Origin of the sequence: Streptomyces griseus (assembly GCF_900460065.1) — a bacterium.
GTDB lineage: Bacteria > Actinomycetota > Actinomycetes > Streptomycetales > Streptomycetaceae > Streptomyces > Streptomyces griseus.
On record NZ_UAVD01000023.1, the window covers coordinates 173,613 to 198,397 of the forward strand.

A 24,785-nucleotide genomic window follows, 5' to 3' on the forward strand; every position below is an offset into this window, starting at 1 on the left:
GTACATGACGAGTGAAGCTATCGCTGATCATCCCGGCGCATCAACGCTTACGGGCAAGTGAGTTCGAAGAGTGACCTGCGCGGCTGAAGGCGAACGGGTGACTTCCGGGCAACCGGGCGCACCACCGCGCCTCCGGGAAGGCGAAAGACGCGGTGAACCGCTTCGTCGCGCCCTCCGTGCCGTTGTCCAGGAGGCACATCACCGTCCCCGTCGGTAACGAGGCTTCCCTTGACACCCAACGTCCCCCAGATCACCGCACCCGCGTCGCGAGGAGATTCCGTGGCTACCGATGCACCGCCGCCCGAGGGCACATCGCCCGCCGGCCCCGCCCAGCCCACCACCGAGGCGTTCGTCGCGATGCAGGCGAGCCCGGACTTCGCCGACCTGCGCCGCGCCCACCGCTCCTTCGCCTTCCCCCTGACCATCGCCTTCGTGACCTGGTATCTGCTCTACGTCCTGCTCTGCAACTACGCGGGCGGATTCATGGCCACCGAGGTCGTCGGCAACATCAACATGGCGCTCGTCCTCGGACTCGCCCAGTTCGCCACCACCTTCCTCATCGCCTGGCTCTACTCCCGGCACGCCGCCACCAAGCTCGACCCCAAGGCCGAAGCGATCAAGTCCCGTATGGAGGCCGACGTATGAGCGCCGCCCACGCCCTCTACCCCACCGTCCAGCTCGCCGCCACCGAGGGGGCGAGCGAGCACCGGCCGCTGATCATCACGCTGTTCGCCGCCTTCGTCGTGGCCACCCTCTTCATCACCGTGTGGGCGGGGCGCCAGACCAGGAGCGCCTCCGACTTCTACGCCGGCGGCCGCCAGTTCACCGGATTCCAGAACGGACTCGCGGTCTCCGGCGACTACATGTCCGCCGCGTCCTTCCTCGGCATCGCCGGAGCCATCGCCCTCTTCGGGTACGACGGCTTCCTCTACTCCATCGGCTTCCTCGTCGCCTGGCTCGTCGCCCTGCTCCTGGTCGCCGAACCGCTGCGCAACTCCGGCCGTTACACCATGGGCGACGTCCTCGCCTACCGGATGCGCCAGCGCCCCGTCCGCACCGCCGCCGGAACGTCCACGATCGTCGTCTCGATCTTCTACCTGCTGGCGCAGATGGCCGGCGCGGGCGTCCTCGTCTCGCTGCTCCTCGGCATCACCAGCGACGCCGGGAAGATCCTCATCGTCGCCCTGGTCGGCGTGCTCATGATCCTCTACGTCACCATCGGCGGCATGAAGGGCACCACCTGGGTGCAGATGGTCAAGGCCGTGCTGCTCATCGCGGGCACCCTGCTCATCACCTTCCTGATCCTGCTGAAGTTCAACTTCAACATCTCCGACCTGCTCGGCACCGCCGCCAGCAACAGCGGCAAGGGCGCCGCCTTCCTGGAGCCCGGTCTGAAGTACGGCGTCGACAACATCTCGAAGCTGGACTTCATCTCGCTCGGCATCGCCCTGGTCCTCGGCACCGCGGGGCTGCCGCACATCCTGATCCGCTTCTACACCGTGCCCACCGCCAAGGCCGCCCGTAAGTCCGTGAACTGGGCGATCGGCATCATCGGCGCCTTCTACCTGATGACGATCGTGCTCGGCTTCGGCGCGGCGGCGATCCTCAAGCCCGCCGACATCATCGCCTCCAACAAGGCGGGCAACACCGCGGCGCCGCTCGCCGCACTGGAGATCGGCGGCGGCTCCGGATCCACCGGCGGCGCCATCCTCCTCGCGGTGATCTCCGCCGTCGCCTTCGCCACCATCCTCGCCGTCGTCGCCGGACTCACCCTCGCCTCCTCCTCGTCCTTCGCGCACGACATCTACGCCAACGTCATCCGCAGGGGGAAGGCCACCGAGAAGGAAGAGGTCCGCGCCGCACGCTGGGCCACCGTCGCGATCGGCATCGTCTCCATCGGCCTCGGCGCACTCGCCCGCGACCTGAACGTCGCCGGGCTCGTCGCCCTGGCCTTCGCGGTCGCCGCCTCCGCCAACCTGCCGACGATCCTCTACAGCCTGTTCTGGAAGCGCTTCACCACCCAGGGGGCCCTCTGGTCCATCTACGGAGGCCTCGCCTCCTCCGTCCTGCTGGTGCTGTTCTCGCCGGTCGTCTCCTCCAAGCCGAGCTCGATGTTCCCGGACGTGGACTTCGCCTGGTTCCCGCTGGAGAACCCCGGCCTGATCTCGATCCCGCTCGGCTTCCTGCTCGGCTGGGTCGGCTCGCTGATCTCCAAGGAGAAGGCCGACTCCGACAAGTACGCCGAGCTGGAGGTCAAGTCCCTCACCGGCGTCGGAGCCCACTGAGCGCACCGGACCGGGCGGGCCCGTTCGGCCCATCGCCCACCACTCGCGGCCGGGCCGCGTCGTAGAGTCCTACGACGCGGCCCGGCCGCACCTCGTGGCAAACGCGCCACTCCGATGTCACACGACTCACGTAGGCTCGGAAGGACAAGAGGCCACAGGAGCGACCGCACCACCGCGGACACCACCGGGGGAGGGACCCACCGTGCTCATCGACACCTATGACCGGGTCGCCACCGACCTGCGCGTGTCACTCACCGACAAGTGCAACCTGCGCTGCACCTACTGCATGCCCGAAGAGGGCCTTCAGTGGCTCGGCAAGAGCGAGCTGCTCTCCGACGACGAGATCGTGCGCCTGATCCGTATCGCCGTCACCCGGCTCGGCATCACCGAGGTCCGCTTCACCGGCGGCGAGCCCCTGCTGCGCCCCGGCCTCGTCTCCATCGTCGAGCAGTGCGCCGCGCTCACGCCCCGCCCCCGCATGTCGCTCACGACCAACGGCATCGGGCTCAAGCGCACCGCCACCGCCCTCAAGGCCGCGGGGCTCGACCGGGTCAACGTCTCGCTGGACACCCTGCGCCCCGACGTCTTCAAGACCCTCACCCGCCGTGACCGCCACCGGGACGTGCTGGACGGCCTGGAGGCCGCCCGCGAGGCCGGGCTCACCCCGGTGAAGGTCAACTCCGTCCTGATGCCGGGACTCAACGAGGACGAGGCCCCCGAGCTGCTCGCCTGGGCCGTCGCCCACGACTACGAGCTCCGCTTCATCGAGCAGATGCCGCTCGACGCCCAGCACGGCTGGAAGCGCGACGGCATGATCACCGCGGGAGACATCCTCGCCTCGCTGCGCACCCGCTTCACCCTCACCGCGGAGAGCGACGAGTCCCGCGGCTCCGCCCCCGCCGAGCGCTGGACCGTCGACGGCGGGCCGCACCGCGTCGGCGTGATCGCCTCCGTCACCCGCCCGTTCTGCCGCGCCTGCGACCGCACCCGGCTCACCGCCGACGGCCAGGTCCGCACCTGCCTCTTCGCCCGCGAGGAGACGGACCTGCGCGGAGCGCTGCGCGGGGACGCGCCGGACGAGGAGATCGCCGAGCTCTGGAGGACGGCCATGTGGGGCAAGAAGGCGGGCTCCGGACTGGACGACCCGTCCTTCCTGCAGCCCGACCGCCCGATGTCGGCGATCGGCGGCTAGGCCCTGTCGTCGGGCGGGTTCCGTCCCTTCCCGTCGCCGCCCGCGGTGCGTCGCACGGCGGACGGGACCGGTCGGACCGGACCGGACCGGGGGATCAGGGCCCGGGAATCAGGCCCCGGTCTCCTTCCCGTCCCCGGCTTCCCAGTCCTCCAGCGCCACGACGTCCTTGAGGAAACCCCGTACACCGAGGAACGAGGACAGGTGCTCGCGGTGCTCGTCGCAGGCCAGCCAGGTCTTGCGCCGCTCGGGCGTGTGCAGCTTGGGGTTGTTCCAGGCGAGCACCCACACGGCGGCGGCCCGGCAGCCCTTGGCGGAGCAGAGCGGAGCGCCGGTGGGACTCTCGGCGGACGTCTCGGGAAAAATCACGTGGCCCAGCCTAAGTCAGGTGCTCCACGAGCCGAGGCGGGTGCTCCACGGGCCATCTGACGCATACCCGGCCGGAGAAAGGGCGACGCCGAGCAGCCACGGGGGGAGCTGCCCGGCGTCGGTCCGTCGCTCCGACGGGGGATGCGGAGCGCTTGGGAAGTATGTCACGGGGACCGGGGTGCGGTGCACCGGAACGTCATGATTGATCTGAGCTTTTATTGAGCTTTGAGAGACGTGCGAGCTCAGGTGTGCTCGTGCGGCGGCCGGGCCCCGCCGGACGCCCCTTCGGCGTCCCCCGACTCCGCGGGACCGGGCGCCGGGGCGGCCTCCAGAGCCGGTTGCAGCGGCATCTGCACGAACGTCGTCGGCAGCGAAGTCACGTTCTCCCGCCCGGCGTTGGCGATGACCACCGCCACGTACGGCAGCAGCACCCCCAGCACGAGCGCCACGATCGCCACATGCCGCTCCACATTCCACAGCACCGCGGCCAGCACCACCGACACCGTGCGCACCGACATCGAGATCACATAGCGTCGCTGTCGGCCGCGGACGTCGTCCGTCAGCCCCTGACGGGCGCCCGTGATCCGGATGACCTCCGTACCCGCGCTCTTCCGCAGCATGCTCCACCACCAGATCTCGTCGCCGGCCGCTCCCGGACCGGGCCGCATCCACGGTACGCCCGGCACCGGCCGGGCAGGCGACCGGGGCACGCCGTACGAAGGGCGCGGCCCCGGGGCGGGGCCGGACCGGGGCTCCACGGACGGCCCAACCGGGCATGCGCCACCCGGACGGCGGGCCGAGACTGGGCGGACGCGCACTCCGCGCCGCACGAGGAGGCGAAATGAGCTGGTTGTGGGCAATCATCGTGGGACTGGTGCTGGGTGTCATCGCCAGAGCGATCCTGCCGGGCAAACAGGACATCCCGCTCTGGCTGACGGCCGTGTTCGGCATCCTCGGCAGCATCCTCGGCAACGCCGTGGCCGGCTGGATCGGCGTGGAGGACACCAAGGGCATCGACTGGATCCGTCACCTGCTGCAACTGGCGGGCGCCGTGGCGGTCGTCGCCGTCGGCGACATGGTCTGGCAGTCCCTCCGCGGCAACCGTAGACAGCGGACCTGACCCGCCGGGGTCACACGGCGCCGCGGCCGGACACGCGTTCCTCGCGTGTCCGGCCGCGGCACGGTGACGCGGGGGAGGGTCAGCCGACCGGGCCGACCTCCACCGCCGCCAGGTTCTTCTTGCCCCGGCGCAGGACCAGCCAGCGCCCGTGCAGCAACTCCCCGGCGTCCGGTGCGACTTCGCCGTCGACGACCTTCACGTTGTTCACGTAGGCGCCGCCCTCCTTGACCGTGCGTCGGGCCCCCGACTTGCTGGGCGCCAGACCGACCTCCACCAACAGGTCCACCAGCGGACCCAGCTCGGCGACGGTCGCGTGCGGCACCTCGGACAGGGCGGCGCTCAGCGTCGCCTCGTCCAGCTCGGCCAGATCGCCCTGGCCGAACAGCGCCTTCGACGCCGCGATGACGGCCGCGCACTGCTCGCCGCCGTGCACCAGCGTGGTCAGTTCCTCGGCCAGGGCCCGCTGCGCGTTGCGCGCCTGCGGCCGCTCCTCGGTGAGCTTCTCCAGCTCCGCCAGCTCCTCACGGCTCTTGAAGCTGAGGATGCGCAGGTAGCGGGAGACGTCCCGGTCGTCCACGTTCAGCCAGAACTGGTAGAACGCGTACGGCGTCGTCATCTCCGGGTCGAGCCAGACGGCGCCGCTCTCGGACTTGCCGAACTTCGTCCCGTCCGCCTTCGTCATCAGCGGCGTCGCCAGCGCGTGCACGACCGCGCCCGGCTCCAGCCGGTGGATCAGGTCGATGCCCGCGGTGAGGTTGCCCCACTGGTCGCTGCCGCCCTGCTGGAGGGTGCAGCCGTGCCGGCGGTACAGCTCCAGGAAGTCCATGCCCTGGAGCAGCTGGTAGCTGAACTCGGTGTAGCTGATGCCCTCCTGCGACTCCAGCCGCCGGGCCACCGAGTCCTTGGTGAGCATCTTGTTGACCCGGAAGTGCTTGCCGATGTCCCGCAGGAACTCGATCGCGGACATGCCCGCGGTCCAGTCCAGGTTGTTGACCATCGTCGCCGCGTTCGGGCCCTCGAAGGTGAGGAAGGGCTCGATCTGCCCCCGCAGCCGCTGCACCCAGGCGGCGATGGTCTCCGGGTCGTTCAGCGTCCGCTCGGCGGTGGGCCGCGGGTCACCGATCTGACCCGTGGCCCCGCCGACCAGGGCGAGCGGCTTCAGGCCCGCCTGCTGGAGCCGCCGCATGGTGAGCACCTGCACGAGGTGCCCCACGTGCAGGCTGGCGGCGGTCGGGTCGAAGCCGCAATAGAAGGTGACGGGACCGTCCGCGAGAGCCTTGCGCAGTGCGTCCTCGTCAGTGGACTGGGCGAACAGCCCGCGCCACTTCAGCTCGTCGACGATGTCCGTCACGGTTCCGGTGCTCCTTACGAAAGCAGAGATGTAGAGGTCAGTCTAGGCGGGTCACACCCCCGGGCTGACCGAGCTCATGTTGAAGTCCGGGATGCGCAGCGGGGGCATCGCGGCCCGGGTGAACCAGTCGCCCCACTCGCGCGGCAGCGTCCTCTCCGTACGCCCCGCCTCCGAGGCCCGGGACAGCAGGTCCACCGGCGACTCGTTGAAGCGGAAGTTGTTCACCCCGCCGACCACCTCGCCGTCCTCGACCAGATAGACGCCGTCCCGGGTCAGCCCCGTCAGCAGCAGCGTCGCCGGATCCACCTCGCGGATGTACCAGAGGCAGGTCAGCAGCAGCGCCCGCCCGGTCGTCGCGGCGACCATCTCCTCCAGCGACCGCTCGCCGCCGCCCTCCAGCAGCAGGTTGTCGATGGCCGGGGCGACCGGCAGCCCGGTCAGGTCCGCCGTGTGCCGGGTCGTCGTCAGCCGCTCCAGCCTCCCCTCCCGGACCCAGTCCGTCGGGGCCAGCGGCAGCCCGTTGTCGAAGACGGAACCGCTGTCGCCGGAGGAGTGGGCGATCACGAACGGCGCCGACTCCAGACCCGGCGCATGCGGGTCGCTGCGCAGGGTGAGCGGCAGCGGGGCGAGCTTCTCGCCCAGCCGGGTACCGCCGCCCGGCGTGGAGAACACCGTCCGGCCCTCCACGGCGTCCCGCGCGGTCGACGACCAGAGCTGGTAGATCAGCAGGTCCGCGACGGCGGCCGGCGGCAGCAGCGTCTCGTACCGGCCGGCGGGCAGCTCGACGCGCCGCTCCGCCCAGCGCAGCCGCTGCGCCAGCTCCGCGTCCATCGCCGCCGGGTCGACGTCCCGGAAGTCCCGGGTCGCCCGGCCCGCCCACGCGGAGCGCGCACGGTCCGGCGACTTCGCGTTCAGCTCCAGCGTCCCGTTCGGCTGGTCGTGGCGCAGCCGCAGCCCCGTCGACGTCCCCAGGTAGGTGGAGGTCAGCTCGTGGTTCGCGAACCCGTACAGCTCGCGGCCCCCGGCCCGGGCGCGCGCGAAGGCGTCGCCGAGCGCCGGGGCGAAGCCGGCGAAGACCTCCGAGCCGGTCTCGGCGGGCGCGTCCGTGAAGCCGGGGGAGGAGGGGACCCCGCTCACCAGCGGCTGTGCGTCCTCCGCCGGATCCGCGCCCCGGGCGGCGGCCTCGGCGGCCCGCACCAGCGGCTCCAGGTCCTCCGTGGTCACCGCGGACCGGGAGACGACGCCGGAAGCCGTCCCCTTCGCCCCGTCCACGGTCGCGACGACGGTCAGGGTCCGTCCCCGGGTCACCCCGTTCGTGGTGAGCGCGTTGCCGGCCCAGCGCAGATTGGCGGAGGACTGCTCGTCGGCGATGACCACCAGGCCGTCCGTGGTGGACAGCTCCAGAGCCCGCTCGACGATCTCGTGCGGCTTGCTGACGCGGCTCATCGTCCGGCCTCCTGCGTCGTGTTGAGGATGTTGACGCCCCGGAAGAGGGCGGAGGGGCAGCCGTGCGAGACCGCGGCGATCTGGCCCGGCTGGGCCTTGCCGCAGTTGAACGCGCCGCCCAGGACGTACGTCTGGGGGCCGCCGACCTTCTCCATCGAGCCCCAGAAGTCCGTGGTCGTCGCCTGGTACGCCACATCGCGCAGCTGCCCGGCCAGCCGGCCGTTCTCGATGCGGAAGAACCGCTGTCCGGTGAACTGGAAGTTGTAGCGCTGCATGTCGATGGACCACGACCGGTCGCCGACCACGTAGATCCCGCGCTCCACCCCGCCGATCAGATCCTCCGTGGAGAGCCCGCCCGGGTCCGGCTTCAGGGACACGTTCGCCATGCGCTGTACGGGGACATGGCCCGGCGAGTCCGCGAACGCGCAGCCGTTGGAACGGCCCAGGCCCGTCAGCTTCGCGATGCGGCGGTCCAGCTGGTAGCCGACCAGCGTGCCGTCCTTCACCAGGTCCCAGGACTGCGCCTCGACGCCCTCGTCGTCGTAGCCGACCGTCGCGAGCCCGTGCTCGGCCGTCCGGTCGCCGGTCACGTTCATCACGGGGGAGCCGTACGCCAGCTTGCCCAGCTGGTCGAAAGTGGCGAACGAGGTCCCGGCGTACGCCGCCTCGTACCCCAGCGCCCGGTCCAGCTCGGTGGCGTGGCCGATCGACTCGTGGATCGTCAGCCACAGGTTCGACGGGTCGACGACCAGGTCGTACGTCCCCGCCTCGACGCTCGGCGCGCGCATCTTCTCCGCGAGCAGCCCGGGGATCCGCTCCAGCTCGTCGTCCCAGTCCCAGCCGGTCCCGGTCAGATACTCCCAGCCCCGGCCCGCCGGCGGTGCGACGGTCCGCATCGAGTCGAACTCGCCGCTCGTGCCGTCCACCGCGACGGCGGTGAACTGCGGGTGGATCCGCACCCGTTGCTGCGTGGTGACGGTGCCCGCCGTGTCCGCGTAGAACTTGTTCTCGTGCACGGCCATCAGGGACGCGTCCACATGCGCGACCCCCTCCGCGCCCAGCAGCCGCCCGCTCCACTCGGCGAGCAGCGCCGCCTTCTCCTCGTCCGGGACGGAGAAGGGGTCGACGTCGTACGCCGACACCCAGGTCCGCTCGTCGTGCACCGGCTCGTCCGCCAGCTCGACCCGCTCGTCGGAACCGGCGGCAGCGATCACCTTCGCCGACAGCTTCGCCATCGCGACCGCCTGCGAGGCCACCTTCGCGGCGGCGTCCATCGTCAGGTCGACGCCCGAGGCGAACCCCCACGCACCGCCGTGCACCACCCGCACCGCGTACCCGAGGTCGGTGCTGTCCGACGCGCCGGCCGGCCGCGCGTCCCGCAGCCGCCAGGTGGCACTGCGCACCCGCTCCAGCCGGAAGTCGGCGTGGGTCGCGCCCAGCGCCCGCGCCCGCGCGAGCGCCGCGTCCGCCAGCGCGCGCGACGGCAGGGCCAGGAATGACTGATCTACCTCGTGGGGCACAGGGAGTTCCCTTCTCGATACACCACGGCAGTGAACCACGCCGGAGGGTGACCGCACCGGGGGATATCGAGGACGCGTGGGCCGACCACCTACCCGCGTGGACTGTAGGAACCCGACAGCACCCCGGACAAGCCACTGTCAGGGCCCGATTCCTCGATCGGAGCACGGTACCGATAGGTTTTCGACGTACCAGACCGCCAAGGAAAGGGTGATCCGTTGAGCCGCTCGGTTCTCGTCACCGGAGGAAACCGGGGCATCGGCCTCGCCATCGCCCGCGCCTTCGCCGACAACGGCGACCAGGTCGCGATCACCTACCGTTCCGGAGAGCCGCCCCGGGCGCTCACCGACGCCGGTGTCCTCGCGGTCCGCTGCGACATCACCGACGCCGAGCAGGTGGAGCAGGCCTACAAGGAGATCGAGGAGAAGCACGGTCCCGTGGAGGTGCTGGTCGCCAACGCGGGCATCACCAAGGACCAGTTGCTGATGCGGATGTCGGAGGACGACTTCACCTCCGTGCTCGACACCAACCTCACGGGGACCTTCCGGGTCGTCAAGCGCGCCAACCGCGGCATGCTGCGCGCCAAGAAGGGCCGTGTCGTCCTGATCTCCTCCGTCGTCGGCCTCCTCGGCTCGGCCGGCCAGGCCAACTACGCCGCCTCCAAGGCCGGGCTGGTCGGCTTCGCCCGGTCGCTGGCCCGTGAACTCGGATCGCGGAACATCACCTTCAACGTCGTCGCCCCCGGTTTTGTCGACACCGACATGACCCAGGCGCTCACCGAGGAGCAGCGCGAGGGCATCGTGGCCCAGGTGCCGCTCGGCCGCTACGCGCGGCCCGAGGAGATCGCCGCCGCCGTGCGCTTCCTCGCCTCCGACGACGCGTCGTACATCACTGGAGCCGTCATTCCCGTTGACGGCGGATTGGGCATGGGTCACTGATCACCATGAGCGGAATTCTCGACGGCAAGCGCATCCTCATCACCGGGGTGCTGATGGAGTCGTCCATCGCGTTCCACGCCGCGAAGGTGGCCCAGGAGCAGGGTGCCGAGGTCATCCTGACGGCGTTCCCGCGTCCCACCCTGACCGAGCGCATCGCCAGGAAGCTGCCGAAGCCGGCCAAGGTCATCGAGCTGGACGTGACCAACCAGGAGCACCTGGACCGGCTGGCGGGCCTGGTCCGCGAGGAGCTCGGCTCGCTCGACGGTGTCGTCCACTCCATCGGCTTCGCGCCGCAGGACGCGCTCGGCGGCAACTTCCTCAACACCCCGTTCGAGTCCGTCGCCACCGCGATGCACGTCTCGGCGTTCTCGCTGAAGTCACTGGCCATGGCCTGCAAGCCGCTGATGAGCGAGGGCGGCTCGATCGTCGGCCTCACCTTCGACGCCCAGTACGCCTGGCCGCAGTACGACTGGATGGGCCCGGCCAAGGCCGCGCTGGAGGCCACCTCCCGCTACCTCGCCCGTGACCTGGGCAAGGACGGGCTGCGCTGCAACCTGATCTCCGCCGGACCGCTGCGTTCCATGGCCGCCAAGTCCATCCCGGGCTTCGAGGAGCTGGCCGACGTCTGGAACACCCGCGCCCCGCTGGCCTGGGACATGAACGACCCGGAGCCGGCCGGCCGCAGCATCGTCGCGCTGCTCTCCGACTTCTTCCCGCGCACGACCGGCGAGATCATCCACGTCGACAGCGGCGTGCACATGATGGGCGCCTGACCGCGCGCCACCCCGCCCGACGCCCCCGGCCGCGTACCCCCTCCCGTTCTCCGGAGGCGGTACGCGGCCGGGGGCCGTTCACGGTCCGTGGCCCCCCGGTGCCGCTCCGGTCGAAAAGTCGGCCGATCCACCGCAGAATGAGGAGGAACCGGACTTCTTGTCAGGCTGCGGGAGGGAGATCGCCGTGCGTCCCACGCGCCGCCGAACCCGTCTCCTCCTGGCCGCCCCGGTGGTCGCCGCCGCCCTCGCCGTCCCCCTGGGGGTCCACGCCGCCAGGGGTGCCGACGCCGGTACGGAAGCGGAGCCCCCGAAGCCGGAACCGGCCGGCTCGGAGTGCCGTACGGCCGTCGAGGGCTCCCGGGCCGTCGCCTACTGCCACAACCCCTACCCCTCCACCGACCTGGTCCGGCTGCACGTCGAGTGCGACCGCTGGTGGGACGTCGACGCGGACGGCGTGGCGGTCGCGGTGGAGCCCGGACGGACCGTGCGGCTGGAGGACCGCTGCTGGAAGGAGATCGCCACGGCGTGGGTCAGCCACCGCCCCGCCCCCGCCTGATCCGGGCGGTGCTCCGCCGCCGGGGTGCCGCTGTCCACGGACGCGCGGTGCTCCGCCGCCGCGGTGCGCCTGTCACGGCCGTTCCGCCGCCCGGGGTGCTCGCCCGTGCCGTAAGGGGCCCGACCGCCGCTACACGCGGTCCGTCAGGCAGGTCAGCGCGTGGCTCGCCGCCTCGGACGCCGCCGTCTCCGCGTCCCCGGCCCGGATCGCCTCGACCAGCCGCCCGTGGTCCATGTGGTTCTCCGGTCGCAGCTCGGGACCCACGTCGCCGCGCAGGTAGTCGCGCAGCAGATCGCCGAGGTCGGCGTAGAGCCCGGTCAGGACGTCGTTGTGCGAGGCCGCGACCACCGCCAGGTGCAGCGTCGCGTCCGCCGCCACGAACGCCTCCGCGTTCCCCGACGCCCAGGCCTCCTCCCGGCGCGCCATCAGGGTGTCCAGCTGCCGCAGGTCCCGCTCGGTGCGCCGGGCCGCCGCCAGCCGGGCCGCCGACGACTCCAGCGTCGAGCGCAGCTCCGCGATGTGCCGCGGATCGGCGGCCGCGAACCTGCGGTGCATCACTCCCGCCAGCTCGCTCGTGGCGATCACATAGGTGCCGGAGCCCTGCCGGATGTCCAGCAGCCCGTTGTGCGCGAGGGCCCGCACGGCCTCGCGGACGGTGTTGCGGGCTACGCCCAGCTGCTCGACCAGCTCGGGCTCGGTCGGGATCCGCGAACCGACCGGCCACTCGCCCGAGGTGATCTGATTCCTCAGCTGGGCGATCACCTGGTCGGCGAGTGCCGAACGCCGTGGAGACGTCAGCGCCATGATGCTCCTTGCTTCTGAGCCGTCGGGTCCGATCCGGATTGTCTCAGGGACTCCGGGGGATCAGGGGGTGGGACGGATTGGACAATCAATCATCCCATGATTCTATGATGGCCTCATGCCGGACGACGATACGCAGACCCCGACCCTGAACCGCGGCTCCGCCGCGCGCACCTCCCCCGAACTCCGCGCCCAGCGGCTCCCCGGTGCGGGCGAGGCCCCCGCGCCCTGGTTGCTGCGCCTCATCGCCGTGGGACTCGTCCTGGCCGCCCTGAACCTCCGCCCCGCCATCACCAGTCTCGGCGCCCTCCTCGAAGAGGTCCGCGAGGGGCTGAACATGAGCGGGAGCGTGGCCGGCGTCCTCACCTCCGTACCGCCGCTCTGCTTCGCGGTCTTCGGCGTCATGGCGCCCCGCCTGGCCCGCCGCTTCGGCGCGGGCGCCGTGGTCTGCGCGGGCATGGCCGCCATCGCCGCCGGCCTGGTCGTCCGCCCGTACATCGGCTCCACCGCCGGGTTCCTGGCCGCCAGCGCGCTGGCCCTGATGGGCATCGCCGTCAGCAACATCCTCATGCCGGTGATCGTCAAGCACTGGTTCCCCGACCGCGTCGGCACCATGACGGGCCTCTACTCCATGGCCCTGGCCCTCGGCACCGCCCTGGCCGCCGCGATCACCGTCCCCGTCACCGGGGCGCTCGGCGGCGACTGGCAGACGGGGCTCGTCGTCTGGGCCGTGCTCGCCGCCGTCGCCGTGCTGCCCTGGATCGTCCTCGTACGCGACCGGACCCCGGCCCCGGGCCGGCCCGCCCCGGCGGCCGCGACCGCCTCCGAGGCGCCCGCCCTGCGGATCACCCGCAGCCGCACCGCGTGGGGCCTCGCCTGCTTCTTCGGGCTCCAGGCCACCGCCGCGTACATCACCATGGGCTGGATGCCGCAGATCTTCCGCGACGCCGGGGTCTCCGCCGGCACGGCGGGACTGCTGCTCGCGGTCACCATGGCCATGGGCGTCCCGCTCGCCTTCGTCATCCCCCGGGTCGCCTCCCGGCTGAAGCAGCAGGGCCCCATCGTCGTCGTCCTCGGCCTGTGCGGTCTGATCGGTTACGCCGGCCTCTACCTCGCCCCCGCCGCCGGCGCCTGGGCCTGGGCCCTGCTCCTCGGCGTGGCCAACTGCGCCTTCCCGCTCGCCCTCACCATGATCGGCATGCGGGCCCGGTCCGGCGCGGGCGTCGTCCGGCTCTCCGCCTTCGCCCAGTCCACCGGCTACCTCCTCTCGATCCCCGGTCCGCTGCTCGTCGGCGTGCTCTACCAGCACAGCGGCGGCTGGGGGCTGCCGATCGCGCTGATGGCGGGCCTGATGATTCCCCAGATGGTGGCCGGGATCCTCGCCGGCCGGGACCGGACGATCGAGGACGAATGCTGAGATGCGACACTGGCCTCATGCCAGTGCTCGATCCGAATCCCCAGAACGGCCAGAAGAAGCTTCTCCTCGTGTTCGGGGCGATGCTCCTCATCACCGTCGTCATCGGCGTGATCGCCACGATCGCCTCGCCCTGACGCCCGAGGACCCCGAGAGACCCCGAGGGGTGGGGCCGGCCCCCCTACCCCTAGGGGGCCAGGGTCAGGGTGAAGTGGGTGGGTCACCGGATGGGACCGCCCGTCCCCGTTCCGTAGGTTCTTCGGTGACGACCCGATGACTTGACGGAGGCGGACATGCCGGCACCGACGCACACCAGGTCCCCCCGGCCGGCCGCGGACGGTGTCGAGATCCGGCTGCCCTGGTGGGCCGTCGCCCTGCCCGCCGTCGCGTTCGCCGCTCTGCTGCTGATGATCATCGCCCCCGGAGAGGCCCAGGCCGCCACCCCCGGCGATCCCGCACTCGGACAGCTGATCGAGCGGGCCCTCCAGCTGCTGTCCCGTTGAGGCGAATCAGCCCCGGACCAGCGCGCCGACTCCCCGCACGAGCCCGTCAACACCCTGCGCCAGAGGCCGCGTTTCGTGCGAAGCTGAGGTGTATGAGCGTCGAGACACCTCGCAGGATCGTCCTTCTCCGGCATGCCAAGGCGGAGTGGTCACAGGCTTCCGATCATGAGCGTCCGCTGGCCGAGCGCGGCCGCAAGGACGCGCCAGTGGCCGGCCGCAGGCTCGCCGATTCCGGCATCGATTTCGATCTGGCCCTCTGCTCCACCGCCGCCAGGACGCGGGAGACCTGGAAGCTGGCGGTCCACGAATTCTCCCGGCGACCCCGGACCGTCTACGAGGAGAGGCTCTACGAGGCCTCCCTCGGCGACCTGATCGCCCTGTTCAACGAGACCCCGGACGAGGTGCGCGACCTCCTGGTCATCGGCCACAACCCCGGGATGCACGGGGCCGCCGACGCCCTCTCCGGCTCGGCCGAGGGCGACACCCTGGCCCGGATGACCCGGGACGGCTTCCCCACCGCCGCGTACGCCGTGGTCGAGTTCCCCGGCTCCTGGAAGAGCGTGGAGCACGGGGCCGGCAGGCTCACCGAGTACTGGACGCCGAACGACTGAGCGCGGCACCGGCCGTCCGACGACCGGCCGCCCGGTACCGCCCACCACGGGGAACGCGCGGGCCCCGGCACCCATCACGTGCCGGGGCCCGCGCGCACGATCGCGTCAGGCCGGGTAGGACGGCCCGCGACCGTGCAGGGCAGTCTGCGGCGGTTCACAACCGCCTTCGACGGCGTACGGCCACCAGACCGGCGGCCCGGGTCTCGGCCGGTCCGCCGGTCCGGGGCTTCAGTCGACGAGACCGTCCGCCGCCTCGACCTCTTCCCGGGTGATGCCGAGCAGATAGAGCACGGTGTCCAGGAACGGCACGTTCACCGCGGTGTGCGCCGCCTCGCGGACCATGGGCTTGGCGTTGAACGCGACCCCGAGCCCGGCGGTGTTCAGCATGTCGAGGTCGTTCGCCCCGTCCCCGATCGCCACCGTCTGGGCCAGCGGCACCCCCGCCTGCTCGGCGAAGCTGCGCAGCAGCCGGGCCTTGCCCGCCCGGTCCACCACCTCGCCGACGACCCGGCCGGTGAGCTTGCCGTCCACCACCTCCAGGGTGTTGGCCGAGGCGAAGTCGAGGCCGAGCCGCTCCTTCAGGTCGTCCGTGACCTGGGTGAAGCCGCCGGACACGACGCCGACCTGGTAGCCGAGCCGCTTGAGCGTACGGATCAGGGTGCGGGCGCCGGGGGTCAGCCGTACCTCGGTGCGGACCTTGTCCACCACCGAGGCGTCCAGACCGGCCAGCAGCGCGACCCGGGCGTGCAGCGACTGCTCGAAGTCCAGCTCGCCGCGCATCGCCTGCTCGGTCACCCGGGCGACCTGCTCCTCGCAGCCGGCGTGCGCCGCGAACAGCTCGATCACCTCGTCCTGGATCAGCGTGGAGTCGACGTCCATGACCACCAGCCGCTGGGCCCGGCGGCTCAGCCCTGCCGAGACCACCGCGACGTCCACGCCGATCTCCGCGGCCCCGGTCGCCAGGGCGGTCCGCAACCGCTCGGTCCCGGTCCCCGAGACCGCGAACTCGACGGCGGTGACCGGGTACTTCGCCAGCCGGAAGATACGGTCGATGTTCCCGCCGGTCGAGGTGATGGTGGCCGCTATGGCGGCGGTCGACTCCGCGGTCAGGGGGTGCCCCAGCACCGTCACATGGGAACGGCCGTCACCGCGCGGGCGGTTGTCGCCGATGCCGGAGATGATCTCGGCCTGGAGCTTGAGCGATTCGGCCCAGCTGTGCACGGTCGCCCGCAGATCGCCCTCGGTGGTCCCGCCCGCCGTGGGGGAGGTGACCAGAGCGCACAGCACGATGCGGCCCCGGGTGACGACCTGCTCGATGTCCACGACGTCGACCGCGTACGCGGCGAGGGTGTCGAAGAGGCCGGCCGTGATGCCGGGACGGTCCTTGCCGAAGATCTTGACGAGAAGCGTGGGTGCGTCGCCGCCCGGAGGGGACCCGTCGCCGGGGCCGCCGACCCGACGGGACTCAGGGGGCTCAGGGGGCTCAGAAGGAGAGAGGGGCTGAGGTGGCTGAGATGCGCTCATGGTGCTCCCACCGTATCGGTCCCGCCGCTTCCTCCGGCCGCCCGTCCCGAGTGCCGGACGGATTCCGCCCGGGCGCCGTCCGCCGCGCCGAGCGGCGGTCTCCGCGCCCCCGCCCCGGGTACCGGGGGCGTCCCGGATCTGGCCGGTAGAGGTCTTGCGCTCGGCCGCGCCCACCGTCTCGTATCCGCTGCTTTGCGGTCGATGAACCTTCTCCGGGGGTTAACCGGTCCTTCATCCTTGCTTCGTCCGGTCCGTCCCTGTTTCGCTCTCCGGTATCGGGGCGTTCGCACCGGTCTCCGCGCGGTCTTCACCCGCCCGACTTTCGAATAGGGGACTGGTCCTGGAATAGTTCCCCACGATGTTCAGCATCCCTAGACTCCCTGCGACGGGGGTAACACGGGGGACAACAAGTGGGGCGCGGAGTGCCGGAACTCGTACTGGAATTGAATGGCAACACCTGGACGCTCGATCCGTCCAGGTCGTACACCCTTGGACGTGATCCGCAGGGAGACCTGGCGATCGACGACGCCAGGGTGTCGTGGCGGCATGCCACGATCAGCTGGAGCGGCCGTAGTTGGTTCATCGAGGACCACGGCAGCACCAACGGCACCTATGTGCGGGGTCAGCGGATCCAGCAGGTGGAAATCGGCCCCGGCTCGGTGCTGCACCTCGGCAACGCCACCGACGGCCCCCGGGTGAGCCTCAGCGCCGCCGCGGGCGCCGGTGCCGCCGGCGGCCACGCGGCCGGTGCACAGCAGGCCCCCCTGCAGCAGCCGCACCACCAGCCCCAGGGGAGCGGCGCGGGCTGGCACGGACAGCAGGCTCCCGCGCACCAGGCCCCCGCCCAGCAGCAGGCCTGGCAGCAGCAGCCGCAGGCACCGCAGCAGGTCCCGCCGCAGCAGTCCTCGCACCAGAAGGTGCCGCACCAGCAGAGCCCCGGGCATCCGGCCGGACCGGGACAGGGCGGTGCCGCGGGGGCGCCGCCGGTCTACGGCGACCGCAGCCCGACCACGTTCCACCAGCTGGCCCTCGGCCGGGTCATGCGCATCGGTCGTGCGCTGGAGAACGAGCTGGTCGTCTCCGACCTCCAGGTCTCGCGCCACCACGCCGAGTTCCACGCGACGCCCGACGGCCGCTTCGAGATCCGCGACCTCGGATCGCACAACGGCACCTACGTCAACGGTCTGCCGCTCCAGAAGTCCGGCTCGGCGCTCATCGGCCCGAACGACATCGTCGGCGTCGGCCACTCGACGTTCCGCCTGGTCGGGGACCGGCTGGAAGAGTTCGTCGACACCGGTGAGGTCTCCTTCTCCGCCCGCCACCTCACGGTGACGGTCGACGGCGGGAAGCAGATCCTCAAGGACGTCTCCTTCGGCGTCCCCGAGAAGTCGCTGATCGCGGTCATCGGCCCGTCCGGTTCCGGGAAGTCCACGCTGCTCAAGGCGCTCACCGGCTACCGGCCCGCCAACCAGGGTGACGTCCTCTACGACAACCGAAACCTGTACAAGCAGTTCGCCGAGCTGCGCCAGCGCATCGGTCTGGTCCCGCAGGACGACATCCTGCACAAGGAACTGTCCGTCACCAAGGCCCTCAAGTACGCGGCCAAGCTCCGCTTCCCCGCGGACACCACCGAGGCCGAGCGCCAGTCCCGGATCACCGAGGTCCTCGCCGAGCTCAAGCTCGACATCCACAAGGACAAGAAGATCACGTCGCTCTCCGGCGGCCAGCGCAAGCGCGTCTCGGTCGCCCTGGAGCTGCTCACCAAGCCCTCGCTGATCTTCCTGGACGAGCCGACCTCCGGCCTCGACCCGGGCATGGACCGCGATGTCATGCAGCTCCTGCGCGGCCTCGCCGACGACGGCCGCACGGTCCTGGTGGTCACGCACTCGGTCGCCGAGCTGGCGATCTGCGACAAGCTCCTCGTGATGGCCCCCGGCGGTTCCGTGGCCTACTTCGGCCCGCCGGAGGAGGCGCTGAACTTCTTCGGCTACACCAGCTGGGCCGACGTCTTCTCCGCCTTCGAGAACTACCGCGACTACGACTGGGCGGGCCGCTGGCGCGGTTCGCAGCACTACCAGATGTACGCCGCCGACATCGACGCGGTCGCGGCCCAGCCGGTCAACATGCCGCCCCCGCAGCAGATGCGCCCGCCGAAGCCGCAGGGCTGGGGGGCGCAGCTGTGGACGCTGATCCGGAGGTACTCCTCCGTCATCGCGTCCGACAAGGGCTTCATGGGCCTGATGCTGATCCTGCCCGCCGTGCTGGGCGTGGTCAGCGTGGTCATCCCGGCGGAGTTCGGCCTCGCGGAGCCCGACCCGCCGTCCCGGTTCAACGGCAAGGCCGGAACGATCATGCTGATCCTCGCGGTCGGCATGTGCTTCTCCGGCGCGGCCAACTCCGTACGAGAACTGATCAAGGAACGGGTCATCTACGAGCGTGAGCGGGCCACCGGCCTCTCCCGCTCCGCGTACCTGATGTCCAAGGTGATCGTCCTCGGCGTGATCACCGCCTTCCAGGGCGTGATCATCTGCGCCATCGGCTTCGCCACCCGCGATCTGCCCGCGGAGGGGCTGATCATGCCGCCGGCCGTCGAGATCTGCCTCTCGATCATCGCGCTGGGCTTCACCTCGATGATGTTCGGCCTGGTCATCTCCTCGCTGGTGAGGACCGCCGAGAAGACCATGCCGCTGCTGGTCATGTTCGCGATCATCCAGGTCGTCTTCACCGGTGTGCTCTTCCAGGTGTACGGGTCGCCCGGCCTGGAGCAGTTCGCCTGGCTGATGCCGTCCCGCTGGGCGATGGCCGCGGCCGGCACCACGCTGGACCTGGCGCACCTGATGCCGCCGTGGGACCCGAAGAACCCCACCGACCTGGACCCGCTGTGGGAGCACAGCGCGAGCCAGTGGGGCATCAACATCACCGTGCTGCTCGCGCTCGGCGTGATCTGCGGCATCGCGGTCGCACGCCTCCTGCGGCGCCACGAGCCCGAGGTCATGCGCAAGTAGTCAGGTCCGGGCCGGGTCCGGGTCCGCGGCGAGGTCCGCGGGCACCGACCCGGACAGGGACGACGCCGAGGCCGGCACCCCGCGGGGTGCCGGCCTCGGCGTGTGTACGGCTGGGCTCAGTACGCGCTGTTGACGTTGTCCATGGAGCCGTAGCGGTCGGCCGCGTAGTTGCAGGCGGCGACGATGTTGGCGACCGGGTCGTACAGGTCCTTCTTGGTGCCCGCCACGTGGTAGCGGTCGAAGGTCGGCTGGATCACCTGGAGCAGACCCTTGGAGGGGATGCCGTTCCGGGCGTTGATGTCCCAGTTGTTGATGGCCCAGCGGTTACCGCTGGACTCCCGGATGATGTTGCGGTGGATCCCCTCGTAGGAGCCGGGGATGCCTTCCTTCTTCATGATCGACATGGCCTCGCGGATCCAGCCGTCCAGGTTGTTCGCGTAGACGGGCTTGCGCGCGGTGGAGCGGTTCGCGGCCTCGGTGCCGCGCTTCTCCGCGTCCGCCTTGGCCTTGGCGGCCTTGTCCTTCGCGTCGGCGGCGGCCTTCGCCTTCGCCTTGGCGTCCGCGGCGGCCTTGGCCTTCGCCTCGGACGCGGCCTTCGCCTTCGCGGCGGCGGCCTTGGTCTCGGCGGCGGCCTTCGCCTTCGCGGCGTCGGCGGCCTTCACCAGCTGCTCGGCGGTGGAGTGCTGCTCCAGCATGCTGTTCTGCACGGTCTTGGCCTGGGCGGAACCCGCGGCGTTGGTGAAGGCGACCGGCGCGGCGGCTGCCGCCGCCTGCGGGGAGACCTCGGCCTCGGCGTTCGACGGGACGAGCGAGAAGGTCAGGGCGGCGACGCCCAGGGCCGACACACCGGCCACGGAGATCTTCTGGACCTTGTTCAGACGACGGACACGGCTGGGTATGCGAGTCGCAGACATGTAGGGCTACCTCTTCGAATGCTCAGGGTGTCCTCACGGAGGACGAGACCGGAGGCGGTGATGCGTACCTCCGTCGGGGACGAGAGCAATTCTTAGCGGCAGCAAAATCCTGTGGCAAAGGTGTGACGTACGAAGATGCGTAGTGGAACAGGGTCCCGTTAGTCCGAATTGACCCCCATGTGCTCCTGCTCGAATCGCCCTTATGCGCCCACTAGGGGCGTTCGTAAGTGACGTAGACCCTATGCCTGGGCTCACATCGGCGAGGCGGCGGTCTCACCATTCGTTGCTGAAGCAATTCGGAGCGTCACGTTCCTCATCCGGCAGGATGAGGTGGACGTCCCCGAACTCATGCCAGAGGTACCGCTCCTGGAGCGCCGCCTCGTACCCGAGGCGCAGCGCCTCGCGCCCCGCCACCGCCTCCAGCATCAGCAGATGCGAGGCCTCCGGCTCGTGCAGCCCGGTCAGCAGCCCGTCCACCACCCGGACGCCCCGCCGGGGCGTCACCACCAGGTCCGTCCACCCCTCGGCCTGCCGGACCACCCCGTCCGCCCCCGCCGCCGACTCCAGCGCCCGCACGGCGGTCGTGCCCACCGCGATCACCCGCCCGCCCGCCGCACGGTCCCCGCCGCGCGCCGCCCGCACCGCGTTCACCAGCCACGCGGTCGCCGCCGGCACCGCGAACCTCTCCGGGTACGGCGGCTCGTGCGCCTCCGCCGAAGCCACCCCCGTATGCAGGGACAGCGGAGCGAACAGCACCCCCCGGCGCACCAGCCCCGCCACCAGCGCGGCCGTGAAAGGGCGCCCGGCACTGGGCATCTCCGCCGAACCGCTCCCGTCCTGCGAGGGCGTCGCGAACACCGTCCGGTACGCCGACAGCGGCTGGTCCCGCTCCGTATACCCGTACCGGATCGGCCGTCCGTACCGCCGCAACAGCTCCGGCACCCGCTCCGGCGTCCGCGCCCACCACAGCCGCGCCCCCGCCACGGGCCCCAGCGGCTCCTCCAGGACCAGGGCCCGCCCACCCGGCAACCGCACCACCGCCCCCGCGGGCCCGCCCGGGCGCGGCCCGGTGGCCCCCGCCCGGCCCGGGGCCCGCAGCTCCACCGCCCACCGCCCGTCGGCACCCCGCGTGGAGAAGTGCACGACGACCCGCTCCCCGCCCACCCTTCCGTTCACGGCGGCGGGCAGCGTCATGGACGTGTTCACCACCAGCACGTCCCCGGCCCGCACCTGCCCGGGCAGCTCCCGGAACGCATGGTGCGACACCGCGCACCCGCGTGACACGAGCAGCCGTACGTCGTCACGCCCCGACCCCCGCTGCTCGGCCGGCACCCGGGCCGACAGGGCGTCCGGCACCCGCCACGCCACCGGGCTCTCCGGCCCGCGCGATGCCGCCGGAGCCTCCGGCCCGCGCGGCGCCACCGGGCTCTCCGACCCGCGCCACGCCTCCGGGGCCTCCGGCCCGTCGCCCCCGGCCCCCGGCCGCGCGGTTCCGTCGACCGGGGCCCCGCCCGCTCCTGCCGAGCCGGGGCCCGGCCCGCCGTCCCGCGCCCCGCCCGTCGCCACCCGCTCCGGGTACCGCTCCCGCCCGGTCACCGCGGGCCCCCGCCCGGTCCCGCCCATCCCTCCAGCAGGGCCGGAGCGGCGAACCGGCCGCCGGCCGGCCGCTCCCGGATCAGCCGCAGGAACGCGGGCGCCACGCTCTCCGGCGTCGGCCGCACCTCGTCCGCCTCCTCGGGGACCGCCGCGGCGTACAGGTCCGTACCCATGTCACCCGGGTCGACCGCCCACACCCGCAGTCCGGGCTCCTCCGCCCCCAGCACCGCCGCCAACTGGTCCAGCGCCGCCTTCGACGCCCCGTAACCGCCCCACGTCGGATACGGCTCCGCCGCCGCGTCCGAGCTGATCACCACCACCGCCCCCGCCTCCGCGGCCCGCAGCGACGGCAACGCCTCCTGCACGAGACCGAGCGCCGCCACCACATTCGTCTCCAGCGCCCGCCTCAGCCCCTCCAGCGGCAGCGCGTCCAGCCGGACCAGCGGTTCCGCGCCCAGCACGCTCGCGTTGCTGACCAGCAGATCGAGACCGCCCAGCGCCCCGGCGGCCGCCACCAGATCCGCCCGGTGCGCCGCGTCCGTGACGTCCCCGGGAACCGCCACCACCCGCGTACCGAACCGCCCGCGCAAGTCCCGCGCCGTCTCCTCCAGCACCCCGGCGGTCCGGGCGTCCAGCACCAGGTCCCACCCCTGCCCGGCCAGTTCCGCGGCCAGCGCGCGTCCCAGTCCCTTCGAACCACCCGTGATCAGTGCGACCGGCATGGCGACCGTCCCCTTCGTACCTCGGCGTCCGCCGGGAGGCCCCGGCGAATCCACCGTAGGAAGCCCCGGCCGCACCACGCCTCGCCCCGCGGCCGCAGCCGCCCCCGGTACTTCGGCTTAGGTCCCGAGCAGTCCTACGACCTCCGGCGGAGGGCTCCACCGCACGGACCTAGGCCACCCGCACACCCACCACCGACCCCGGTCCGATACGGCCGCGGGGCGCCGCCGGTACGGTGATCCCATGAGTCACCGCCCACCGTCGGGCCTCGCCGCGGTGAGTGCCGCGCTCCTCGCCATGAGCCGGCACCTGGAAGTGGGCGACGTCCTCAAGACGATCGTCGCCTCCGCCCGTGAACTGCTCGACGCCCAGTACGCGGCCCTCGGCGTCCCGGACGACCACGGCGGCTTCGCCCAGTTCGTGGTCGACGGCGTCAGCGACGAGCAGTGGAAGGCCATCGGTCCGCTGCCCCGCCAGCACGGCATCCTCGCCGCGATGCTCCACCAGGCGAAGCCCGAACGCCTCGCCGACGTCCGCGAGGACCCCCGCTTCGAGGGCTGGCCCGACGCCCACCCCGACATGTCCGACTTCCTCGGCCTGCCCATCACGGACGGCGACGAGATCATCGGCGCGCTGTTCCTCGCCAACAAGCTGTGCCCCAAGCCCGAGGGCGGCTGCGGCTTCACCGCCGAGGACGAGGAACTGCTCCAGATGCTCGCCCAGCACGCCGCCATCGCACTCACCAACGCCCGGCTCTACGAGCGCAGCCGTGAACTGACCATCGCCGAGGAGCGCTCCCGGCTGGCCCACGAACTGCACGACGCGGTCAGCCAGAAGCTGTTCTCGCTCCGCCTCACCGCCCAGGCCGCCACCGCCCTCGTCGACCGCGACCCGGCCCGGGCCAAGGGGGAACTCCAGCAGGTCGCCGCCCTCGCCGCCGAGGCGGTCGACGAGCTGCGGGCCGCCGTCGTGGAGCTGCGTCCCGCCGCCCTCGACGAGGACGGGCTCATCGCCACCCTCCGCACCCAGATCCAGGTCCTGGACCGGGCGCACGCCGCCGAGGTCGCCTTCGAGAGCGGCGGAGTGCGCGCGCTGCCCGCCGCCCAGGAGGAAGCGCTGCTCCGGGTCGCGCAGGAGGCCCTCCACAACGCCCTGCGCCACTCCGGTGCGGAGCGCGTGAGCGTCACCCTGGCCCGGCGCGGCACCGGCACCGTCCTCCGCGTCACCGACGACGGGGCGGGCTTTGACCCCACCGCCGTACGGAGGGCGGGCCGCCACCTCGGCCTCGTCTCCATGCGCCACCGGGCGAACAGCGTCGGCGGCCGACTCACCGTTGCCTCGGAGCCCGGCAAGGGCGCCACGATCGAGATGGAGGTCCCCGGTGGCTGACAAGATCATCAGGGTGCTGCTGGTCGACGACCACCAGGTGGTCCGCCGCGGACTGCGGACCTTCCTGGAGATCCAGGAGGACATAGAGGTCGTCGGCGAGGCGTCCGACGGTGCGGAGGGCGTGGCCCGGACCGAGGAGCTCCGCCCCGACGTGGTGCTGATGGACATCAAGATGCCCGGCACCGACGGCATCGAGGCCCTGCGCCGCCTCCGGGAGCTCGACAACCCCGCGAAGGTCCTCATCGTCACCAGCTTCACCGAGCAGCGCACGGTGGTCCCCGCCCTGCGCGCCGGAGCCTCCGGGTACGTCTACAAGGACGTCGACCCGGACGCCCTGGCCGGGGCGATCCGCTCGGTCCACGCCGGGCACGTCCTGCTCCAGCCGGAGGTGGCGGGAGCGCTGCTCGCCCAGGACGACGCGGGCACCGGCACGGGCCGGGGAAGCACGCTCACCGAACGGGAACGCGAAGTGCTCGGCCTCATCGCGGACGGACGTTCCAACCGCGAGATCGCCCGTGCGTTCGTCCTCTCGGAGAAGACGGTCAAGACGCATGTGTCGAACATCCTGATGAAGCTCGACGTGGCCGACCGGACCCAGGCGGCGCTGTGGGCGGTACGGAACGGAGCGGCGGGCTGACGTCGACGCCCCCGGGTTCCCGTCCGGACTGAGATTCATACTGTCGGGTGTATGTCACCCGTACGGCGCATCCTTCCGGGGTGCGGGGCGTTCTCCAGGGCGTGCTGCGACGGCTTGTCGCAGCCT

The 24,785-nt window shown here is 71.6% G+C and carries 24 protein-coding genes; 14 read left to right on the plus strand and 10 right to left on the minus strand.

Annotated elements, in window-relative coordinates:
- The first annotated feature begins 279 nt into the window (after positions 1 to 279).
- The 3 genes from DTB53_RS10070 (at position 280) to moaA (ending at position 3,477) form a co-directional block, all read left to right on the plus strand.
- The gene (locus DTB53_RS10070; protein ID WP_003969975.1) at positions 280 to 645 is read left to right on the plus strand and encodes a DUF485 domain-containing protein; all 366 of its coding nucleotides are present in this window, start codon (positions 280 to 282) and stop codon (positions 643 to 645) included.
- A complete protein-coding gene (locus DTB53_RS10075) occupies positions 642 to 2,285 on the plus strand; it encodes a monocarboxylic acid transporter (protein ID WP_003969976.1) in 1,644 nt (547 codons plus the stop codon). Before DTB53_RS10070 ends, DTB53_RS10075 begins: the two co-directional genes overlap by 4 nt.
- A gap of 202 nt (positions 2,286 to 2,487) precedes the next feature.
- The gene (moaA, locus tag DTB53_RS10080; RefSeq protein ID WP_003969977.1) at positions 2,488 to 3,477 is read left to right on the plus strand and encodes a GTP 3',8-cyclase MoaA; all 990 of its coding nucleotides are present in this window, start codon (positions 2,488 to 2,490) and stop codon (positions 3,475 to 3,477) included.
- Between the two features lie 108 nt (positions 3,478 to 3,585).
- Here the strand turns inward: moaA and DTB53_RS10085 are convergent, their stop codons facing one another.
- Positions 3,586 to 3,843 (minus strand): hypothetical protein, encoded by a 258-nt coding sequence (locus tag DTB53_RS10085; RefSeq protein WP_012381458.1) that lies wholly within the window; start codon positions 3,841 to 3,843, stop codon positions 3,586 to 3,588.
- 242 nt (positions 3,844 to 4,085) lie between these two features.
- The gene (locus DTB53_RS10090; protein WP_003969979.1) at positions 4,086 to 4,463 is read right to left on the minus strand and encodes a DUF3099 domain-containing protein; all 378 of its coding nucleotides are present in this window, start codon (positions 4,461 to 4,463) and stop codon (positions 4,086 to 4,088) included.
- A 221-nt stretch (positions 4,464 to 4,684) separates the two neighbouring features.
- On the opposite strand from DTB53_RS10090, the gene DTB53_RS10095 reads away from it, so the two are divergent.
- Positions 4,685 to 4,963, plus strand: a complete 279-nt coding sequence (locus tag DTB53_RS10095; RefSeq protein ID WP_003969980.1) for a GlsB/YeaQ/YmgE family stress response membrane protein — start codon at positions 4,685 to 4,687, stop codon at positions 4,961 to 4,963.
- A gap of 79 nt (positions 4,964 to 5,042) precedes the next feature.
- Here the strand turns inward: DTB53_RS10095 and tyrS are convergent, their stop codons facing one another.
- From tyrS to DTB53_RS10110, 3 genes are read right to left on the minus strand one after another with little or no spacing between them, the layout of a single operon-like run.
- Positions 5,043 to 6,314 carry a tyrosine--tRNA ligase gene (tyrS, locus tag DTB53_RS10100; RefSeq protein WP_003969981.1) on the minus strand — a complete coding sequence of 424 codons (1,272 nt, stop codon included), beginning with the start codon at positions 6,312 to 6,314 and terminating at the stop codon, positions 5,043 to 5,045.
- A gap of 51 nt (positions 6,315 to 6,365) precedes the next feature.
- On the minus strand, positions 6,366 to 7,760 hold the full coding sequence (locus DTB53_RS10105; protein ID WP_012381460.1) for a metallopeptidase TldD-related protein: 1,395 nt from the start codon (positions 7,758 to 7,760) through the stop codon (positions 6,366 to 6,368).
- On the minus strand, positions 7,757 to 9,280 hold the full coding sequence (locus DTB53_RS10110; RefSeq protein ID WP_012381461.1) for a TldD/PmbA family protein: 1,524 nt from the start codon (positions 9,278 to 9,280) through the stop codon (positions 7,757 to 7,759). The genes DTB53_RS10105 and DTB53_RS10110 overlap by 4 nt, the downstream gene beginning before the upstream one ends.
- A 216-nt stretch (positions 9,281 to 9,496) precedes the next feature.
- Between DTB53_RS10110 and fabG the strand changes: the two genes are divergently transcribed.
- From fabG to DTB53_RS10125, 3 genes are all read left to right on the plus strand, one after another.
- Entirely contained in the window at positions 9,497 to 10,216 is a 720-nt protein-coding gene (gene fabG / locus DTB53_RS10115) for a 3-oxoacyl-[acyl-carrier-protein] reductase (RefSeq protein ID WP_003969985.1), read from the plus strand.
- Positions 10,217 to 10,221: 5 nt separating this feature from the next.
- Entirely contained in the window at positions 10,222 to 10,989 is a 768-nt protein-coding gene (gene fabI / locus DTB53_RS10120; RefSeq protein ID WP_003969986.1) for an enoyl-ACP reductase FabI, read from the plus strand.
- A gap of 184 nt (positions 10,990 to 11,173) precedes the next feature.
- Complete coding sequence (locus DTB53_RS10125; RefSeq protein WP_012381462.1) at positions 11,174 to 11,545, plus strand: hypothetical protein; 372 nt, start codon at positions 11,174 to 11,176, stop codon at positions 11,543 to 11,545.
- A 129-nt stretch (positions 11,546 to 11,674) separates the two neighbouring features.
- Here the strand turns inward: DTB53_RS10125 and DTB53_RS10130 are convergent, their stop codons facing one another.
- Complete coding sequence (locus tag DTB53_RS10130; protein ID WP_012381463.1) at positions 11,675 to 12,349, minus strand: FadR/GntR family transcriptional regulator; 675 nt, start codon at positions 12,347 to 12,349, stop codon at positions 11,675 to 11,677.
- Between the two features lie 115 nt (positions 12,350 to 12,464).
- On the opposite strand from DTB53_RS10130, the gene DTB53_RS10135 reads away from it, so the two are divergent.
- The 4 genes from DTB53_RS10135 (at position 12,465) to DTB53_RS10145 (ending at position 14,874) form a co-directional block, all read left to right on the plus strand.
- A complete protein-coding gene (locus DTB53_RS10135; protein WP_012381464.1) occupies positions 12,465 to 13,763 on the plus strand; it encodes a CynX/NimT family MFS transporter in 1,299 nt (432 codons plus the stop codon).
- Positions 13,764 to 13,780: 17 nt separating this feature from the next.
- Positions 13,781 to 13,897 carry an SGM_5486 family transporter-associated protein gene (locus tag DTB53_RS37365; protein WP_007446146.1) on the plus strand — a complete coding sequence of 39 codons (117 nt, stop codon included), beginning with the start codon at positions 13,781 to 13,783 and terminating at the stop codon, positions 13,895 to 13,897.
- Positions 13,898 to 14,053: 156 nt separating this feature from the next.
- Positions 14,054 to 14,263 carry a hypothetical protein gene (locus DTB53_RS10140; protein WP_012381466.1) on the plus strand — a complete coding sequence of 70 codons (210 nt, stop codon included), beginning with the start codon at positions 14,054 to 14,056 and terminating at the stop codon, positions 14,261 to 14,263.
- Positions 14,264 to 14,355: 92 nt separating this feature from the next.
- The gene (locus DTB53_RS10145) at positions 14,356 to 14,874 is read left to right on the plus strand and encodes a SixA phosphatase family protein (protein WP_003969992.1); all 519 of its coding nucleotides are present in this window, start codon (positions 14,356 to 14,358) and stop codon (positions 14,872 to 14,874) included.
- Positions 14,875 to 15,102: 228 nt separating this feature from the next.
- On the opposite strand, the gene serB is transcribed toward DTB53_RS10145, so the two are convergent.
- Positions 15,103 to 16,398: a phosphoserine phosphatase SerB gene (gene serB, locus DTB53_RS10150; protein WP_003969993.1), complete on the minus strand. Its 1,296-nt coding sequence runs from the start codon at positions 16,396 to 16,398 to the stop codon at positions 15,103 to 15,105.
- A gap of 410 nt (positions 16,399 to 16,808) precedes the next feature.
- Here serB and DTB53_RS10155 point away from each other — a divergent pair, with 410 nt between their 5' ends.
- Complete coding sequence (locus DTB53_RS10155; RefSeq protein WP_012381467.1) at positions 16,809 to 19,403, plus strand: ABC transporter ATP-binding protein/permease; 2,595 nt, start codon at positions 16,809 to 16,811, stop codon at positions 19,401 to 19,403.
- Positions 19,404 to 19,519: 116 nt separating this feature from the next.
- On the opposite strand, the gene DTB53_RS10160 is transcribed toward DTB53_RS10155, so the two are convergent.
- The 3 genes from DTB53_RS10160 to DTB53_RS10170 all read right to left on the minus strand — a co-directional run bounded on the left by DTB53_RS10160 (position 19,520) and on the right by DTB53_RS10170 (position 22,635).
- Positions 19,520 to 20,317, minus strand: a complete 798-nt coding sequence (locus DTB53_RS10160) for a transglycosylase SLT domain-containing protein (RefSeq protein ID WP_003969996.1) — start codon at positions 20,315 to 20,317, stop codon at positions 19,520 to 19,522.
- A gap of 273 nt (positions 20,318 to 20,590) precedes the next feature.
- Positions 20,591 to 21,913, minus strand: coding sequence for an S-adenosylmethionine:tRNA ribosyltransferase-isomerase (locus DTB53_RS10165; protein WP_012381468.1), 1,323 nt, complete (start codon positions 21,911 to 21,913; stop codon positions 20,591 to 20,593).
- On the minus strand, positions 21,910 to 22,635 hold the full coding sequence (locus tag DTB53_RS10170) for an SDR family NAD(P)-dependent oxidoreductase (RefSeq protein WP_012381469.1): 726 nt from the start codon (positions 22,633 to 22,635) through the stop codon (positions 21,910 to 21,912). Before DTB53_RS10170 ends, DTB53_RS10165 begins: the two co-directional genes overlap by 4 nt.
- Before the next feature lie 241 nt (positions 22,636 to 22,876).
- Here DTB53_RS10170 and DTB53_RS10175 point away from each other — a divergent pair, with 241 nt between their 5' ends.
- Both DTB53_RS10175 and DTB53_RS10180 read left to right on the plus strand, forming a co-directional pair.
- Complete coding sequence (locus DTB53_RS10175) at positions 22,877 to 24,022, plus strand: GAF domain-containing sensor histidine kinase (RefSeq protein ID WP_003969999.1); 1,146 nt, start codon at positions 22,877 to 22,879, stop codon at positions 24,020 to 24,022.
- Positions 24,015 to 24,659 (plus strand): response regulator, encoded by a 645-nt coding sequence (locus tag DTB53_RS10180; protein WP_003970000.1) that lies wholly within the window; start codon positions 24,015 to 24,017, stop codon positions 24,657 to 24,659. The genes DTB53_RS10175 and DTB53_RS10180 overlap by 8 nt, the downstream gene beginning before the upstream one ends.
- Positions 24,660 to 24,785: the final 126 nt, after the last annotated feature.